Annotated in this window: 15 protein-coding genes; 10 read left to right on the top strand and 5 right to left on the bottom strand. The window is 61.8% G+C overall.

Annotated elements, in window-relative coordinates; all coding sequences use genetic code 11:
* The first annotated feature begins 3 nt into the window (after nt 1-3).
* The 7 genes from cycA to A0W34_RS21570 all read left to right on the top strand — a co-directional run bounded on the left by cycA (nt 4) and on the right by A0W34_RS21570 (nt 8,210).
* A complete protein-coding gene (gene cycA, locus A0W34_RS21600) occupies nt 4-1,467 on the top strand; it encodes a D-serine/D-alanine/glycine transporter (protein ID WP_003946351.1) in 1,464 nt (487 codons plus the stop codon).
* Nucleotides 1,468-1,589: 122 nt separating this feature from the next.
* A complete protein-coding gene (locus A0W34_RS21595; protein ID WP_003946431.1) occupies nt 1,590-2,360 on the top strand; it encodes a M23 family metallopeptidase in 771 nt (256 codons plus the stop codon).
* A gap of 125 nt (nt 2,361-2,485) precedes the next feature.
* On the top strand, nt 2,486-3,991 hold the full coding sequence (locus A0W34_RS21590; RefSeq protein WP_050654664.1) for a glutamate-cysteine ligase family protein: 1,506 nt from the start codon (nt 2,486-2,488) through the stop codon (nt 3,989-3,991).
* 141 nt (nt 3,992-4,132) lie between these two features.
* Nucleotides 4,133-5,026, top strand: coding sequence for a universal stress protein (locus tag A0W34_RS21585; RefSeq protein ID WP_007727672.1), 894 nt, complete (start codon nt 4,133-4,135; stop codon nt 5,024-5,026).
* Between the two features lie 176 nt (nt 5,027-5,202).
* Nucleotides 5,203-6,243 carry an LLM class F420-dependent oxidoreductase gene (locus A0W34_RS21580; RefSeq protein WP_007727670.1) on the top strand — a complete coding sequence of 347 codons (1,041 nt, stop codon included), beginning with the start codon at nt 5,203-5,205 and terminating at the stop codon, nt 6,241-6,243.
* A 358-nt stretch (nt 6,244-6,601) separates the two neighbouring features.
* Nucleotides 6,602-7,495, top strand: coding sequence for a universal stress protein (locus A0W34_RS21575; protein WP_081558249.1), 894 nt, complete (start codon nt 6,602-6,604; stop codon nt 7,493-7,495).
* Between the two features lie 76 nt (nt 7,496-7,571).
* Nucleotides 7,572-8,210 (top strand): response regulator, encoded by a 639-nt coding sequence (locus tag A0W34_RS21570; RefSeq protein ID WP_003946380.1) that lies wholly within the window; start codon nt 7,572-7,574, stop codon nt 8,208-8,210.
* A gap of 3 nt (nt 8,211-8,213) precedes the next feature.
* Here the strand turns inward: A0W34_RS21570 and A0W34_RS21565 are convergent, their stop codons facing one another.
* The 5 genes from A0W34_RS21565 to A0W34_RS21545 all read right to left on the bottom strand — a co-directional run bounded on the left by A0W34_RS21565 (nt 8,214) and on the right by A0W34_RS21545 (nt 12,359).
* Nucleotides 8,214-9,905: a sensor histidine kinase gene (locus A0W34_RS21565; protein ID WP_081558248.1), complete on the bottom strand. Its 1,692-nt coding sequence runs from the start codon at nt 9,903-9,905 to the stop codon at nt 8,214-8,216.
* Between the two features lie 27 nt (nt 9,906-9,932).
* Nucleotides 9,933-10,628 (bottom strand): hypothetical protein, encoded by a 696-nt coding sequence (locus A0W34_RS21560; protein ID WP_030534897.1) that lies wholly within the window; start codon nt 10,626-10,628, stop codon nt 9,933-9,935.
* Between the two features lie 19 nt (nt 10,629-10,647).
* Nucleotides 10,648-10,980, bottom strand: coding sequence for a cupin domain-containing protein (locus tag A0W34_RS21555; RefSeq protein WP_003946336.1), 333 nt, complete (start codon nt 10,978-10,980; stop codon nt 10,648-10,650).
* An 84-nt stretch (nt 10,981-11,064) separates the two neighbouring features.
* Nucleotides 11,065-11,556 (bottom strand): dihydrofolate reductase, encoded by a 492-nt coding sequence (locus A0W34_RS21550; RefSeq protein WP_047272583.1) that lies wholly within the window; start codon nt 11,554-11,556, stop codon nt 11,065-11,067.
* A 2-nt stretch (nt 11,557-11,558) separates the two neighbouring features.
* Nucleotides 11,559-12,359 carry a thymidylate synthase gene (locus tag A0W34_RS21545; protein ID WP_007727661.1) on the bottom strand — a complete coding sequence of 267 codons (801 nt, stop codon included), beginning with the start codon at nt 12,357-12,359 and terminating at the stop codon, nt 11,559-11,561.
* An 86-nt stretch (nt 12,360-12,445) separates the two neighbouring features.
* Here A0W34_RS21545 and cobF point away from each other — a divergent pair, with 86 nt between their 5' ends.
* The 3 genes from cobF to A0W34_RS21530 all read left to right on the top strand — a co-directional run bounded on the left by cobF (nt 12,446) and on the right by A0W34_RS21530 (nt 15,648).
* Nucleotides 12,446-13,186, top strand: a complete 741-nt coding sequence (gene cobF, locus A0W34_RS21540; protein ID WP_042921340.1) for a precorrin-6A synthase (deacetylating) — start codon at nt 12,446-12,448, stop codon at nt 13,184-13,186.
* Between the two features lie 76 nt (nt 13,187-13,262).
* Nucleotides 13,263-14,429 (top strand): GGDEF domain-containing protein, encoded by a 1,167-nt coding sequence (locus tag A0W34_RS21535; RefSeq protein ID WP_232329900.1) that lies wholly within the window; start codon nt 13,263-13,265, stop codon nt 14,427-14,429.
* 43 nt (nt 14,430-14,472) lie between these two features.
* Nucleotides 14,473-15,648, top strand: a complete 1,176-nt coding sequence (locus A0W34_RS21530; protein ID WP_081558246.1) for a GGDEF domain-containing protein — start codon at nt 14,473-14,475, stop codon at nt 15,646-15,648.
* Nucleotides 15,649-15,666: the final 18 nt, after the last annotated feature.

The following is a 15,666-nucleotide window of genomic DNA, read 5'->3' as shown; positions in this document are numbered from 1 at the left end:
TCCGTGTCCGACCACGCGAATACACCAGACCTGACGAAGCCGTCCGGCGAAGACCCCCACCTCTCACGTCAGCTGTCCAACCGGCATATCCAGCTGATCGCCATCGGTGGTGCCATCGGCACCGGACTGTTCATGGGATCGGGCAAGACGATCTCGCTCGCCGGGCCTTCCGTGATCTTCGTGTACATGATCATCGGATTCATGCTCTTCTTCGTCATGCGGGCGATGGGGGAGCTGCTGCTCTCGAACATGGCGTACAAGTCGTTCTCCGACTTCGCCGCGGATCTGCTGGGCCCCTGGGCGGGATTCTTCACCGGCTGGACCTACTGGTTCTGCTGGATCGTCACCGGCATCGCGGACGTCATCGCGATTTCCGGGTACTTCAAGTACTGGTGGCCAGGGCTCGCGGCGTGGATTCCTGCTTTGCTGACGATCGCGGCGCTGTTGCTCCTCAATCTCCCGACCGTTCGCGCTTTCGGTGAAACCGAGTTCTGGTTCGCGCTGATCAAGATCATCGCCATCGTCAGCCTGATCGTCGTCGGCATCGTCATGGTCGTCTCCGGGTTCACGGCGCCGAACGGTGCCACCTCCGGTATCGACAACCTCTGGAACGACGGCGGGATGTTCCCGACCGGATTCATGGGCTTCGTCGCCGGCTTCCAGATCGCCGTGTTCGCCTTCGTGGGTATCGAGCTCGTCGGTACGACGGCAGCCGAGGCGAAGGACCCGGAGAAGAACCTGCCGAAGGCCATCAACTCCATCCCCATTCGTGTCCTGCTGTTCTACGTCGTTGCACTGACCGTGATCATCGCGGTGACTCCGTGGCGTGAAATCAGCGCAGACAAGAGTCCGTTCGTCGCCATGTTCACACTCGCCGGCCTCGGCATCGCTGCTTCTGTCATCAACTTCGTCGTGCTGACCTCCGCTGCATCTTCGGCCAACTCGGGTATCTACTCCACCTCGCGCATGGTGTTCGGCCTTGCGCAGGAGGGCGACGCACCGAGGGCCCTCGGCAAGCTGAACTCACGCAAGGTCCCCGCGAACGCCCTGATGTTCTCGTGCATCTTCCTGCTGGCGTCGTTGATCCTGCTGTTCTCGGGCGATTCCGTGATCGAGGCCTTCACCGTCGTCACGACCATTTCGGCGCTGCTGTTCATGTTCGTGTGGACGATCATCCTGGCGAGCTACATGGTGTACCGGAAGCGTCGTCCGCACCTGCACGAGGCGTCGAAGTTCAAGATGCCCGGCGGCATCGTGATGTGCTGGGTCGTGCTCGCGTTCTTCGTCTTCATTCTCTGGGCACTGACAACCAAGGACGACACCCTGCAGGCACTTCTCGTCACGCCGATCTGGTTCGTGGTTCTGGGCATCGCGTGGGCGATCATCCGGCGTCGACCCGCTCACCGGGCACGATACGACGCATTCAAGTCAGAACTGGACGCCAGCCGACAGAACGGCGACAAATAGTTTTGGTCAAGATCGGGTAACGGTGGCGGCCGCCTTGATCAAACTGTTACATTCTTCGGCAGACAGAGGAGCGGGCTTCATCAGAAGGACGCTGCACGCCGACGACTGACGGAGTACACACTGTGGGAAACCACCACCGCACGGGCAATGACGATGTTGTCTTCGAGATCGATCCCGAGGCAGCAAGCGGCCGCCACCGCACCCCGTCGGCTGGCCCTGGTGCCGGTGTCAAGGCAGGTGTCGTAGCTGCGGCTACCGGTGCACTCCTCGTCGGTGCAGGCCAGATGGGCGCAGGAACGGCTGCTGCGGCGCCGGCAACACAGACCATCGCCGGCATCGAAATCCCGCAGGGTCTGCTCCCCGAGGGCGTTGTCGTTCCGGCTGAATTGGCGGCACTTCCGGCTCTCGACATCCCCGAGCTTCCCGATTTTGCTGCCGACCTCAACACGCAGGCACAGCAGTTCCTCGCTGGGATCAACCCCGGCACCTCAGCTCGTACCGTGCAGCCGGTGTCCGGAACGCTGACCTCCACCTTCGGTTCGCGCTGGGGAGCACACCACGGCGGCCTCGACATCGCGGCTCCGATCGGTACGCCGATTCTGGCTGCAGCCGACGGCCAGGTCATCGACGCCGGCCCGGCGTCAGGTTTCGGCCTCTGGGTCCGCGTCCAGCACGACGACGGCACGGTCACCACGTACGGCCACGTCAACGACTACCAGGTCAACGTCGGCCAGCGTGTCAACGCCGGCCAGCAGATCGCCACCGTGGGTAACCGTGGCCAGTCCACCGGCCCGCACCTGCACTTCGAGGTTGCCGAGAACGGCGCAAAGGTCGATCCCGCAGCGTGGCTGCAGGCTCGCGGCGTAGCTGTCACCTGGGTCGACAACTCGTAGAAGAAACTTTCGGAGAACTGCGGTGGCGTCGGGAAATTCTTCCCGGTGCCACCGCAGTTCTCGTTTGTCGGTGACACCGGACGGATAGCCTTCAGTGACGTTGATCGTCGAAGGGGGAATGCGCAATGGGTGCAGAGGTCACGGCGCGAGAATTCACCAGAGCCGACCGTAGGCTCTTTCGTAAGAAGGTGCGCTCGTGCGTCGACGCCATGAAGCAGATGCTCGACGGTGGTGACTTCCGAGACGCCGTCGACAAGCCCGCTCCGCTGTTGGGCATGGAGATCGAGTTCAACCTCGTGACCGGCGACATGACGCCCGCGATGTCCAACCGTGAAGTACTCGAATCCATCGACGACTCTGCGGTTTTCCAAACCGAGCTCGGACAGTTCAACGTCGAGATGAACGTCGAGCCCGGCCCACTCACCGGTGATGCGACTTTCGAATTGGAGAAGAAACTGCGGGCGTCCCTCGACGTCGCAGACGCGCGAATCCACGCGCACGACGCCGAGATGGTGATGATCGGGATGCTGCCGACACTGCAGCTCGAGCATCTCGATCGTGAGTGGATCACCGCCAACCCGCGCTACGAATTGCTCAACGAGCAAATTTTTGCCGCGCGAGGAGAGGACATCGAACTCGACGTCGAAGGTGTCGCGCTACCCGGTGGCGACGTGGAAATCCTTCGGGCCGACACCAATTCGGTGGTGCCGGAGGCGGCTTGTACGTCCATGCAGTTGCACCTGCGCGTCGCGCCGGAAGAATTCGCAGCGCACTGGAATGCCGCGCAGTGTCTGGCCGGAGTACAGGTGGCGCTTGCGGCCAATTCTCCTTTCCTGGCAGGGAAGGCGCTTTGGCACGAATCACGCATTCCGATCTTCGAACAGGCAACGGACACCCGAACTTTCGAGCTCAAGAACCAAGGTGTGCGACCGCGAGTGTGGTTCGGTGAGCGGTGGATCCATTCGGTTCTCGACCTGTTCGAGGAGAATTCACGGTACTTCCCGGCGCTGCTCCCTGATGTCTCGGACACCGATCCGCTGGAAGTGCTCGCGGCGGGCGGGGTTCCGGAGTTGAGCGAGCTTCAGATGCACAACGGCACGGTCTATCGCTGGAATCGGCCTGTCTACGACTGCTCGGATGGCAAGCCGCACTTGCGTATCGAGAATCGGGTGCTGCCGGCCGGGCCGACCGTCGTCGACATCATGGCCAATGCGGCCTTCTACTACGGAACCGTTCGCGCATTGGTGAACGCGGAGCGGCCACTGTGGTCGCACATGTCGTTCCATGCGGCAGAAGAGAACCTGCACATCGGCGCCAAGTACGGACTCGACGCCACCCTGTACTGGCCGGAGATCGGTTGGGTCGGTGCCGACGAGTTGGTCCTGCGAAGGCTGCTGCCGTTGGCGGACGAGGGTTTGGCCGACTTCGGATTGTCCGCCGCGGCCCGCGATCGGTACCTCGGCGTGATCGAAGGGCGGTGCATGAATCGGCAGACCGGTGCCGCCTGGCAACGCGAGCAAGTGGCGCACGCGGAGGCCTCGGGCGCGGACCGCTCGACTGCGCTCACCGGAATGCTCCGCGGTTACGTGGAGAACATGCGGACGGGAGATCCTGTTCACACCTGGTCCTGATTGCTCTGCTAATTCTCCTATCCGTCAACAGTTTCGGGGACCTAAGTCCCCGAAATGAAGAGGGGGCGACCCCAAAAAATCCGGACAAGTGGGATGGTTAGAGTGAAAGTGGCTCGGTTACTTCTTCAGGAAGGTGGGCACATGAGTTCACGCGAACATAACAGTGTTGTTGTCGGAGTCGAGGGTTCGGACACTGCGTCCACAGCGCTCCGCGAGGCCGCGAAAATCGCCGCCCAGCGCGAATTGCGACTCGACATCATCCACGCCCTCGACTTCGCGCCTTACGGTTTCGGCGGACCGTACGTCGACGCGGGTGGGGTGTACGAATGGGTCGAAGAGGCGGGAAAAGCGATCTTGGCAGAGGCGGAACAATTCGCCCGTGAGATCGATCCGAAACTCGAAGTTCACACCGAAATCGCCATCGGCAGCGCAACTCAGTGGCTGATCGAGAGTTCGGCACAAGCCAGGCGGGTCGTTGTCGGAGCGTCGGCGTCAGGCAAGGCGGCGACAGCAGTCCTCGGCAATACCGCGGTCGGTGTGGCCAGTCACGGCAAGTGTCCGGTCATCGTCGTTCGGGACCGCGATGGTGCGGTGCCCTCGGAAGGACCCGTAGTGGTCGGCGTCGACGGCAGCGCGTTGAGCGCCCAGGCCGTCGGTGCGGCTTTCGAGGAAGCGTCGTTCCGCGGAGTCGAGTTGGTGGCGTTGCACGTGTGGAGTGACCTCGGCAGTGCGGCATTCGAAGACCCGAGGGCCGCTGCGCTTGCCCCGCAGTCTCTCGAAGAGGAAGAGCACGCGGTACTCAGCGAGAGCTTGGCCGGATGGTCCGAGCAATACCCGGACGTGAAGGTCCGGCGCGAGGTATACCTCGACAACCCACGCGGACGGCTGCTGGACTGGTCGGCAAAAGCGCAGCTCGTCGTAGTCGGAAGCCGTGGTCGCGGTGGATTCCGCGGCATGTTGCTCGGCTCGACCAGCAACACCCTGATCGCTTCGGCCAAGTGCCCCGTCATGGTGGTTCGCCCCGAAGAATCCTGACCCTCGACAGGCTCTCCCACTACCCCGTTCATTTCGGTCATCGAATATGAACGGGGTAGTCACATGAATGCGGACTCAGGTTCCGTAGTGTTCGATGTGAGTAAGTGTTCGATGGGAGTACCACTGCTCGTGTGCGCGTCGCACACGGCAGCAATCGTCAGGATTGGGGTTACAACGTGCGTATCGGTATGGGTTTGAACTACAGCGGCGGGTTCGCCGAAACCGTCGAAGAGGTCGGTGACCTGGAGAAGGCGGGCCTCGACATCGCCTTCGTCCCGGAGGCGTATTCCTTCGACGCCGTCAGCCAGCTCGGTTACCTGGCGGCCAAGACGTCGACCATCGAACTCGCTTCGGGAATCTTTCAGATCTACACCCGTACGCCCTCGTTGACCGCCATGACGGCGGCGGGCCTGGACTTCGTCTCCAACGGTCGCTTCGTGATGGGACTGGGCGCTTCCGGACCGCAGGTGATCGAGGGGTTCCACGGCGTCAAGTACGACGCTCCGCTGGGACGCACACGTGAGGTCGTCGAGATCTGCCGTCAGGTATGGCGCCGCGAGAAGGTCGAGTACCAGGGCAAGTACTACCAGGTTCCCCTCCCCGCCGAGAAGGGCACCGGACTCGGAAAGCCGCTCAAGCTGATCAATCATCCTGTGCGTGAGCGCATCCCGATCCTGATCGCTTCGCTCGGACCCAAGAACGTCGAGCTGACGGCGGAAATCGCCGAAGGCTGGGAACCTATTTTCTTCCATCCGGAGAAGGCAGCAAGCGTGTGGGGTGAGCCGATCGCCAAGGGCAAGGCCAAGCGCGATCCGAGCCTCGGTGAGCTTCAGGTGTACGCGTCGCCGGCCCTGGCCATCGGTGACGACGTCGACCACATGCTCGACTGGGTACGCCCGAGCCTTGCGCTCTACATCGGTGGCATGGGCGCCAAGGGCAAGAACTTCTACAACGATCTCGCGGTGCGCTACGGCTACGAAGAGGCCGCCGAGAAGATCCAGGATCTCTACCTCGCGGGCAAGAAGGACGAAGCCGCAGCAGCGGTCCCGGACGAACTGGTTCGCGCAGTGTCGTTGATCGGTCCCGAGAGCTACGTCAAGGAACGCGTCGCAGCCTTCGCCGAAGCCGGTGTCACGACGCTCAACGTCACGCCGTTAGCGGCCGACCGCAACGGCCGAGTGCAGCTGATCGAGAAGTTCCGCAAGATTTGTGACTGACCCTGCTGTGCGCCTTTATTAACCGCCGGCGGTTAACAAAGGCGCACAGCAGAGCGGGTGGTTCAGGATCTCCTGCGTACGAAACCCGATTTTGGGCGCTTGTTGACAGGACTTTTTTCACTTCTGACCGGTCGGGTTCTTCACCTAACGTGGATCGAGTAGCCAGGGTTTGCGTGCGAATCCGGCACCGGTGGCCTCGTTGACGCCCGAAAGGGATGTTGGCGGGGCCGTTGCCGCAGTCCACCCGAACACCCAATGTCCGATTCGGGACTCGCGTCGGCTGATGAATCCTTTTTGCCGTCATTGGGCAATAGTGTGAGGGCGAAGAGATTCTGTGGTCGATTGTGGAGGGACGAACATGAGTGCAACCAAACCCGTCGTCGTAGCGGTAGACGGTTCGGAATCGGCGTCGTCGGCTGTCGTCTGGGCGGCGAGGACGGCAGTGGCGCTCGGTCGACCGCTCCACATCGCGACGGTGGTGCACATCCCAGCCTTCTACTACTCCGAGCCTTACCTCGCCGAGAGCTTCAAGGACGAACTGCGGCGCACTGCCACCGCTCGTCTGGACAGCGCACAGATCCTCGCGCGGCAAAGCATCGACGACGACCTCGAGATCGTCACCGAACTGCTCGACGGCAGCGTCTCCGATCGCTTGATCGAATTGTCCAAGGGTGCGTACATCATTGCGCTCGGCCCTCGCGGGCACGGCGAATTCACCGGATTGGTCGTCGGTTCTGCGACGGTCTCGGTTGTCTCGCACGGCGAATCTCCGGTTGCAGTTGTCCGAGGACGGACGCTCGACGGTCGACCGCCGACCGAGGGCCCCGTCGTCGTCGGTGTCGATGGATCCGAAAGCAGCATCGAGGCAGTCGAGCACGCTTTCGAGCAGGCCTCCGCGCGGGGCGCCACCTTGATCGCCGTCAACGTGTGGAGCGACGTGAGTGTGCAGCCCTCGTTGGGCGCCACCCCCGACGACCCACTGTGGAGCAGCATCCAGACGGGTGAGGAAGTTGTCCTCGCGGAGCAATTGGCCGGATTCACCGAGCGTTACCCGGACGTCTTCGTCGAAAGAGTCGTCGCGCGTGACCGTCCGGTCCGAGTTCTGAGCGAATACGCGGAGACGGCGCAGTTGATAGTCGTCGGCAGTCGCGGGCGCGGCGGATTCGCAGGAATGCTCCTCGGATCGACCAGTCGAGCGCTCCTGCACACCGCGGATTGCCCGGTTCTCATCGTCCGGCACGTCAACAAGTGAAGAGAATGCATTCCATGAGTTCTGAGTCCACCGTCTCCGGTACCGTTCGACGTGAGATGTCTTTTGGAGGGGTTCGATGACAACGCGGATATTCCTGGTCGACGATCACGAGATCGTCAGACGCGGATTGTTCGACCTACTCGGTGGGGTCGAGGACTTCGTGGTGGTGGGCGAGGCGGCGTCCGTGGGGGAAGCGCTGGCTGCGGTACCGCAGAGCAACGCCGACGTCGCTGTCCTGGACGTACGCCTGCCTGACGGCAACGGCGTCGAACTGTGCCGAGAACTCCGCTCGATGCTTCCCGACCTCCGCTGCCTGATGCTCACGTCGTACGCCGATGACGAGGCGTTGCTCGACGCGATCATGGCGGGCGCCTCGGGATTCGTCCTCAAGCAGATTCTCGGAACCGATCTGGTCGCTGCAGTCCGCACAGTCGGGCGCGGCGGTTCACTGCTCGACAGTCGTGCAACCGAGGCGCTGATGCAGCGGATCCGCAGCGACCGTACAGCTGATCCGTTGGCCGAACTTTCCGATCAGGAGCGAGCAGTCTTCGACCTCATCGGAGAAGGGCTCACCAACCGGGAGATCGGCGCGCGATTGTTCCTCGCGGAGAAGACGGTCAAGAACTACGTGACGCGTCTGCTCTCGAAGCTGGGCATGCAGCGTCGTACTCAGGCTGCGGTGCTGGCGACCGAAATCCGTAGCGGCAGTCGCTAGGATCTAACGACCGGATTTCGGTCGATTCGAGTTGGTTCGACCGAGCGGTACTCGCCAGAGCAGGCGTGCACCGCTCGGATCGTGATTGACGATCGTGCACGTACCGCCGCAATGTTCGGCGCGGCGCTCCAGATTGTGCAGTCCACTCTTGTGGAAGTCGGAGGGGAGTCCGACGCCGTCGTCCTCGATCGTGATCGCAAATTGGACGTCCGCGGTGACAGCGATGGTGATGTGGCGTGCGTGTGCATGCCGAAGGACGTTGCTCAACCCCTCACGCAGCACGGCTTCGGCGTGCTGGTGGATCCCGGGATTCACCAAAGTGTCGATGGCGCCGGAGAATTGGACGCTCGGGGTCACCGCGGACTGTGCGGTGGCGTCGCCGATGACATCGAGGAGGCGTCGGCGCAGGCTCGACGAATCGGTGGCCGTCGGAGTCTGCAGATCGAAGATGGTTGTCCGAATCTCGCGGACTGTCTTGTCGAGCTGTTCGAGAGATCGTTTGACAATCGCGCGCGCCGACTCCGGGAGGGTCTCGTCCGGAAGCGTGCTCTGCAGGCTCATTCCGCTCGCGAACAGTCGCTGGATGACGTTGTCGTGCAGGTCTCGTGCGATGCGGTCGCGGTCGGCGAGAACGGACAACAGGCGTTGCGCCTTTTGTTTCTCGTCGAACTCGATTGCAACGGAGCCGAGTTCGGCCATCGACTCGATCCGGGTCAGTTCGTCGTGATCCCAGTGCGTGTTGGTGGAATTCGACGCCACGATGACCGCGCCGACTACACCCGAGGCGACGCACATCGGTGCCACGACCGCACTCCCAGCCGACGGCACCAGTTCGGTGAGTGCGCCTAAAGTGTTGAGTACCTGTAGCTTTCGACTGCTCCGCACCACGTCGAACGGATAAGTGGTCGCCGGGATTCTGACTCCACGTGACGTGGTCCGGGCGCTGGCCGCGGCGTGAACCTGTGCGTAGCCGTTCTCGCAGATCACCACGATCACGTCGTCGACGCCGGTCAGGTCCCGAACGCGACTGGCAAGAAGTTGCAGGCCGTCCTCGAGCGAGTCACCGGCCAGCAACCGCGAGCGGATGGCAGATGTTGCGGTGAGCCATCTTTCACGAGTTCGTGACTGCTCGAACAGTCGGGCGTTTTCCACAGCGATACCGGCTGCGATGGCGAGGGCTTCGAGAATGACCTCGTCTTCCTGGGTGAACTCGGCCTGTCCCCGTTTCTCGGTCAGGTAGATGCTTCCGAACACCTTTCCCCGCATCATGATCGGCGCTCCGAGGAAGCTCTCCATCGGTGGATGATTTGCGGGGAATCCCACCGATTCGGGATGGTCGCCGAGATGGGCCACACGCAAAGTCTGCGGGTGATTCATCAGAACACCCAGCACGCCATGACCTTCGGGGAAATGTCCCATGGTCGCGCGTTGGGACCCGGAGATTCCCTCGTACACGAATTCCGAGAGCCCGCCCCCCGGCGCCGCGACCCCCAGGGCGCCGTAGCGGCAATCCAGAACCGTTGTCGCAGAGGTGATGATCCGTTGAAGCGTCAGGTCGAGGTCCAGGCCGGAGCCGACCACCAGGACCGCCTCGAGCAGGCGGTGGAGTGTCGGTATGTCGGCATTGGAATCGCCCAGGCGGTCGAGCAACTCGCCGAACGTACGTGCCGGACTGTGACCCGAAGCTTCGACCATGGTCGAAGCATATCGCCTCACCGAACGTCAGCTCTCCTGGCGGCGACCTTCCCACCACGACGACCAGTGATGCTTGATCTCGTCGAACTCGTCATCGCTCAGGTCGTAGGTGGTCAGCAGGATGGACATGCCTCCGTCGGGCCGCTGCGCCGTCACCGACTGGGTGGCGACAGACAGCAGGCCAGGGCCGAGATCCTCGACTGTCAACCCGAATTGGTGGTCAGTGACGTAGTCGACGACGCCTTCGAAATAGTCGCCGGGAGCGATTGTCACCGCGTACCGACTTCCCGCTTCCAATTCGATTTCGGTGAGCCCGAGGACGCTTGCCACGTTCTCACCGGGGAGCAGAAGGCCGTCGAGATAAATGGTTTTACGCTCGGCCAGTCCGTGGTGCTCCACTGCGAATCTGAGCAACTGGAGGAATGTCGTCCAGCCCTCGGTGATGTCGTCGTACCAGTCGTCGTCGGCAGATTTGGCCGGCCGATCGATGCGGACGACCGTCTTGCCGTCCTGTTCGCGAAGTGAGAAACGGTCACCGTTTCCGAGTTTCAGCGTCAACGCTTCGGGGTCGGCCTCAGCGGTGGAGTAGATCTGGTTGATTTCGTCGTCGAGTCCGTCGTACTCCCAGCCGAACCAACGTCGAATCAGCGACGGGTCGCGCAGCGCGGGCCAGAGTACGGACGGGGCTGCGACGACGGACACTTCGATCACGGTTTCGCTCACGCGGAAGACGCTACCGATTTCAGCCCTTCATGGCGACGGTCAGTAGAAATGCAACGTCTTCGAGCGCTTCGACGCTGTGCCGGTCGGCCGGGACGGTCAGGAAATCACCCGTGGATCCTTTCCACTGGTCACTCCCACACACAAGATTCAGCTTCCCGCTCAGGACCAACAACGTGGCTTCGCCCGGACTGTCGTGTTCGGCGAGGCTCTTGCCGGCGCTCAGGGCGATCACCGTCTGTCGCAGGCTGCGCTGGTGGCCACCGTAGACGGTTTGTGAACTGCGACCGCTGGTCGCCGAGCCCGCCAGTTTCAACTGTTGGCGAGCGAGAGCGGTCAGTGACTTCTTGTCCATCGAAGACCTCTCGGAAGCGGTGAATGTCCTTCTTGGAGTATGACCGACTCACTCGCGAGGTGCCTCGTTATCGGCGGAAGTCGGTCAGCGCGTGTACTCCAACCAGCGGAAGCGCAGGCCGCTCTTCTCCGAGGTCTGCCAGGGCTCGTCGGATTTCAGGTTCCATTCGGGGCCGATCTCGGGAGCAAAAGCATCACCGGCGATGTCGAGGTCGATCTCGGTCACCAGTAGATGCGTCGCGAATGGCAGTGCAGCCGAATAAATTTGCCCGCCGCCGACGACGAAGACGTCACCGTCCGGCAACGCCAGGGCGTCGTCCAGCCTGTGGACTACCTCGGCGCCTTCGGCGTGCCATTGCGGATCGCGTGTGACGACGATGTTCCGACGCCCGCTGAACGGACGGAACTTCGATGGAATGGAGTCCCAGGTGCGCCGCCCCATGATTACCGGATGGCCCATGGTGACGCGTTTGAAGTAAGCCATGTCCTCGGACACGCGCCACGGGATCGAGTTGTCGGCGCCGATGACGCCGCCGTGGGCCTGCGCCCAGATGAGGGTGACTGTGCGATCGGTCATCGTCAGACCGCTACCGGGGCTTTGATCGCGGGGTGGTGCTGATAGTCGACGATCTCCACGTCCTCGAAGGTGTAGTCGAAGATGGAGTCGCGCTTGTTCAGCTTCAGGGTCGGCAACGGCAGCGGTTCGCGGCCGAGCTGCTCGGTCACCTGGTCGACGTGATTGTCGTAGATGTGGCAGTCGCCGCCGGTCCAGACGAACTCGCCGACGTCGAGTCCGGCCTGCTGGGCCATCATGTGGGTGAGCAGCGCGTAGCTGGCGATGTTGAACGGAACGCCGAGGAACATGTCGGCGCTGCGCTGGTACAGCTGGCAGGAGAGCTTGCCGTCGGCGACGTAGAACTGGAAGAAAGCGTGGCACGGCGCCAGGGCCATCTGCGGAATGTCGGCGACGTTCCACGCCGAAACGATGATCCGCCGCGAATCGGGGTTGGAGCGCAGAGTCTCGACGGTCTGCGCGATCTGGTCGATGTGCTCGCCCGAAGGGGTGGGCCAGCTACGCCACTGGACGCCGTAGACGGGGCCGAGTTCACCGTTCTCGTCGGCCCACTCGTCCCAGATGGAGACGCCGTGCTCGTGCAGCCACGCCACGTTGGAGTCGCCGCGCAGGAACCACAGGAGTTCGTTGACTATCGACTTGAGGTGGACCTTCTTGGTGGTGACGAGCGGAAAGCCGTCGGCAAGATCGAAACGCATCTGGTGACCGAAGATGCTGCGGGTGCCGGTTCCGGTTCGATCGGATTTGGCGGTACCCGTCTCCATGACGAGCCGGAGGAGGTCTTCGTAAGCAGTGGAGACAGTCACGGGAATCAGTCTAGGGCCTGCCCTGCTGTGCGCCTTTATTAACCTCCGGCGGTTAATAAAGGCGCACGGCAATATAGCCTCGGCACATGCGCGAACTCTTGGTGATCGGTATCGGTGCTGGTGATCCCGACCAGGTGACGGTTCAGGCGATCAAGGCCATGAACAGGGCCGATACCTTCTTCATCATCGGAAAGGGTGACGAGAAGCAGGCCCTGGTCGACTTGCGCACCGGCATTCTCGACGAGCACGTTCACCTCGACTACAAGGTGGTCGAGATCACGGACCCGCCGCGGGACCGAACCCCCACCGATTACGAGGGAGTCGTCGAGGACTGGCACGAGCGTCGGGCCGCGAAATTCGAAGCGGAATTCGCGGCCGAACCTGGCGTCGGCGCGATTCTCGTCTGGGGTGATCCCTCCCTCTACGACAGCACTCTGCGGATCGTCGAGCGCGTGCTCGCTCGCGGGAGAGTTTCGTTCGACTACTCCGTCATCCCGGGAATCACCAGCGTGCAGTCGCTGGCTGCACAACACCGAATCGTCCTCAACCGAATCGGCGAACCCATCCACATCACGACCGGCCGCAAACTGGCCGAGGGATTGCCCGACGGCGTGGACAATGCCGTCGTGATGCTCGACGCGCATTGCACCTTCACTCAGGTAAGCGAAAACGACGCCGAGATCTGGTGGGGCGCGTACCTCGGGACCCCGGACGAGGAGTTGATTTCCGGCAAACTGCGTGACGTCGAAGATCAGATCGTCGCTCGCCGGGCGGAGTTGCGTGAGAAGCACGGTTGGATCATGGATACGTACCTCGTTCGGCGCTGACAACCGACCCTGAATTTGCCGCCTCGATCCTGCACTCTTGATCCCGAACGACGGTCTGCGCACCTATGATCTGCGCATGACATCGTTCGGGCAGGACCGACTGCAGTCGATTCTGCCCGCGCCGCGTGGCCGTGAAAAATCTGCTGTGAAGTCGGCTTTCGACCTTCTGGTTCAGTGGTATCGGCGTCCTGATCAATTCGACAGTTTCAATCGATACCTCGCCACGAAGGGCCTGGAGCTAGCTGTCCGATTGCTGGTCATCGGCTCGCTGACGACGGTCATCATTGCGATGACTCTGCTGCGCTTCAGCGACGCGGGCGTGCACAACCACGTCACCAGCGTCGTCAACGCCGTTATCATCGCCGTCACGATTGCGGTGATCGTGCTCTTCTGCCTTCTGCCCGAAATCACGCGTCGGTGGTCGTACTTCTTTGTCGCCTACTGCGAGGTCGGCGTATTCGTCGGTGTGTTCTTGAACAACGACCCTTTCATCGGGTTGATCCAGTGTGTGCTCTTCGTACTGATCGGTGGTTACATCGCGTACTTTCACAACGCGAGACTCCAGGCGGTTCACATCGCGCTGTCCATCGTGGTTCTGGCAGTGGTCGGCCGAAAGGTTGCGGTCTTCGCGGATCCTGCGTTGGCCACCGCACTGTGTCTGATCATCGCCACCGGGATCGTGGTCATTCCGTTCGCCTGCCAGTTCGTCCTCTCACTTCTCGGCTCCGACGCGGACAGTTCGGATGTGGATCCGTTGACAGGGCTTCTGAATCGGCGCGGGCTGCAGCGAGCTGTTGTCGAAATGGGGGCGACGGGGCATGCGTCGAGCAAGTCGTCGTATGTCGTCGCGATTGTCGATGTCGATTCGTTCAAGAGCGTCAACGACTCACAGGGGCACGAGGAAGGCGATCTCGTACTTCGCCAGATTGCTGATCGACTGCGGTGGTGCGGCGGCGAGAAGGCGCTCTTCGCCAGATTCGGTGGGGACGAGTTCGTGTTGGTAGACACGATAGACGTCGGCGCAGCGCCTGCGTTCGAAGACAATCTGCGAAGGCACTTGCGAATCGACGATCGTGATCCGGTAGTGACCACCAGCGTCGGAGTCGCGATCACCTCTGCCGAATGGTCGTCGATTATTTCCGACGAGGAGTTGACGGAACTGTTTCGAGTAGCCGATGCCTCGATGTACCGCGCGAAGGCCGCCGGCGGCGATCAGGTTGTGATGTGGGACGGCAAACAGTGAAAATTGTCTGATTGCGGGGAGTTGACTGGATTACCCTGACACTATGGAATCTGCCGAGAGTGTTGAGCGTTCGGACGCCGTGGCGTCTCGACGACCGCTCTCGGGTCCCGCGTTCCGGCTGATCTCTTCTCAACTTGTCGATTGGTATCGGCGTCCGGACCAATTCGACACCTTCAATCGCTATCTCGCGGACAAAGGGTTGACCGTCGCCTCGCGGTTTCTCGTCGTCTGCTCGTTGGTACTGGTCACCGTGATCATGTTCCTCACTCGCTTCAGTCCACAGGGACCGACCACTGCGCACGCGCGCTCCGCGAACGCAGCCATCATGGTCATAACCGTGATGATGGCCGTCGCCCTCTCGACGAGGCGAAATCTCTCCCGTTCCTGGTCTTACGCCTTTGTGCTCTACTCGGAAGTGGGAATAGCGGCCGCAATGCTGCTGTACTCCAATCCACTTGCAGCACTGGCACACGCCGTGATGTTCTCGGTGATCGGCGGATACATCGCGTTCTTCCACAATGCTCGAATACAGAGCCTTCACATGTTGTGGGTGTTCGTCGTGGTCATCGGCATCGTGACACGTACGGCCGTGGTCGAAAACGATGTGGATGTTCCGGTTCTGGTCGCGTTGGTAGTACTGGTCGGCGCGGCAATCTACGTGATTCCCTTTGCCTGTCAGTTCATTTTCTCGATCCTCGGCACCGACGCGTTGAACTCGCAATTGGACCCACTGACGGGACTGCTCAACAGGAGGGGACTGGCCGACGAAGTACGACTGTTGCTGGAGCGGTCGTACACGCACTCGGCGCTCTTGGTAGTCGCCGCCGTCGACATCAATCGATTCAAGGCCATCAACGACGAGTACGGACATACCGTCGGTGACGCCGTGATCGAAAAAGTCGGATCGAGACTGGTCGAATGCGCCGGCCCGGCGGCCTTGATCGCACGGATAGGCGGCGACGAGTTCGTCATCGTCGATTCGGTCGATCAACGCTCGTTCCATCGACTCGAACATGAGCTACTCCGTTCGACGATCACCTCGCCCGATCATCCCGAGGTGGCGATGAGCGTCGGAATCGCGAAGATCGCAGGGCCTTTCGAATCAGCGGATGATGCGCTGGTCGCCTACCCGACTCTGCTGCGGCGAGCGGATCGGGCGATGTACTCCGCGAAGGCACGCGGTGGGCATTCGGTGGTGCTGCAGACGGAAACGGACTGAGCGCGCTGTGAGTGTCCG

It is taken from the genome of Rhodococcus sp. BH4, assembly GCF_002079265.1.
Taxonomy (GTDB): domain Bacteria; phylum Actinomycetota; class Actinomycetes; order Mycobacteriales; family Mycobacteriaceae; genus Rhodococcus_F; species Rhodococcus_F qingshengii.
This window is presented reverse-complemented; position numbering and strand designations above follow the sequence as displayed.

What these genes read in the sequence shown, in the direction of transcription:
- cobF (WP_042921340.1), top strand. Translation starts at nt 12,446, where the DNA reads ATGCGCGAACTCTTGGTGATCGGTATCGGTGCTGGTGATCCCGACCAG.
- A0W34_RS21585 (WP_007727672.1), top strand. Translation starts at nt 4,133, where the DNA reads ATGAGTTCACGCGAACATAACAGTGTTGTTGTCGGAGTCGAGGGTTCG.
- A0W34_RS21555 (WP_003946336.1), bottom strand. Translation starts at nt 10,980, where the DNA reads ATGGACAAGAAGTCACTGACCGCTCTCGCTCGCCAACAGTTGAAACTG.
- A0W34_RS21570 (WP_003946380.1), top strand. Translation starts at nt 7,572, where the DNA reads ATGACAACGCGGATATTCCTGGTCGACGATCACGAGATCGTCAGACGC.
- A0W34_RS21535 (WP_232329900.1), top strand. Translation starts at nt 13,263, where the DNA reads ATGACATCGTTCGGGCAGGACCGACTGCAGTCGATTCTGCCCGCGCCG.
- A0W34_RS21575 (WP_081558249.1), top strand. Translation starts at nt 6,602, where the DNA reads ATGAGTGCAACCAAACCCGTCGTCGTAGCGGTAGACGGTTCGGAATCG.
- A0W34_RS21590 (WP_050654664.1), top strand. Translation starts at nt 2,486, where the DNA reads ATGGGTGCAGAGGTCACGGCGCGAGAATTCACCAGAGCCGACCGTAGG.
- A0W34_RS21550 (WP_047272583.1), bottom strand. Translation starts at nt 11,556, where the DNA reads ATGACCGATCGCACAGTCACCCTCATCTGGGCGCAGGCCCACGGCGGC.
- A0W34_RS21565 (WP_081558248.1), bottom strand. Translation starts at nt 9,905, where the DNA reads ATGGTCGAAGCTTCGGGTCACAGTCCGGCACGTACGTTCGGCGAGTTG.
- A0W34_RS21530 (WP_081558246.1), top strand. Translation starts at nt 14,473, where the DNA reads ATGGAATCTGCCGAGAGTGTTGAGCGTTCGGACGCCGTGGCGTCTCGA.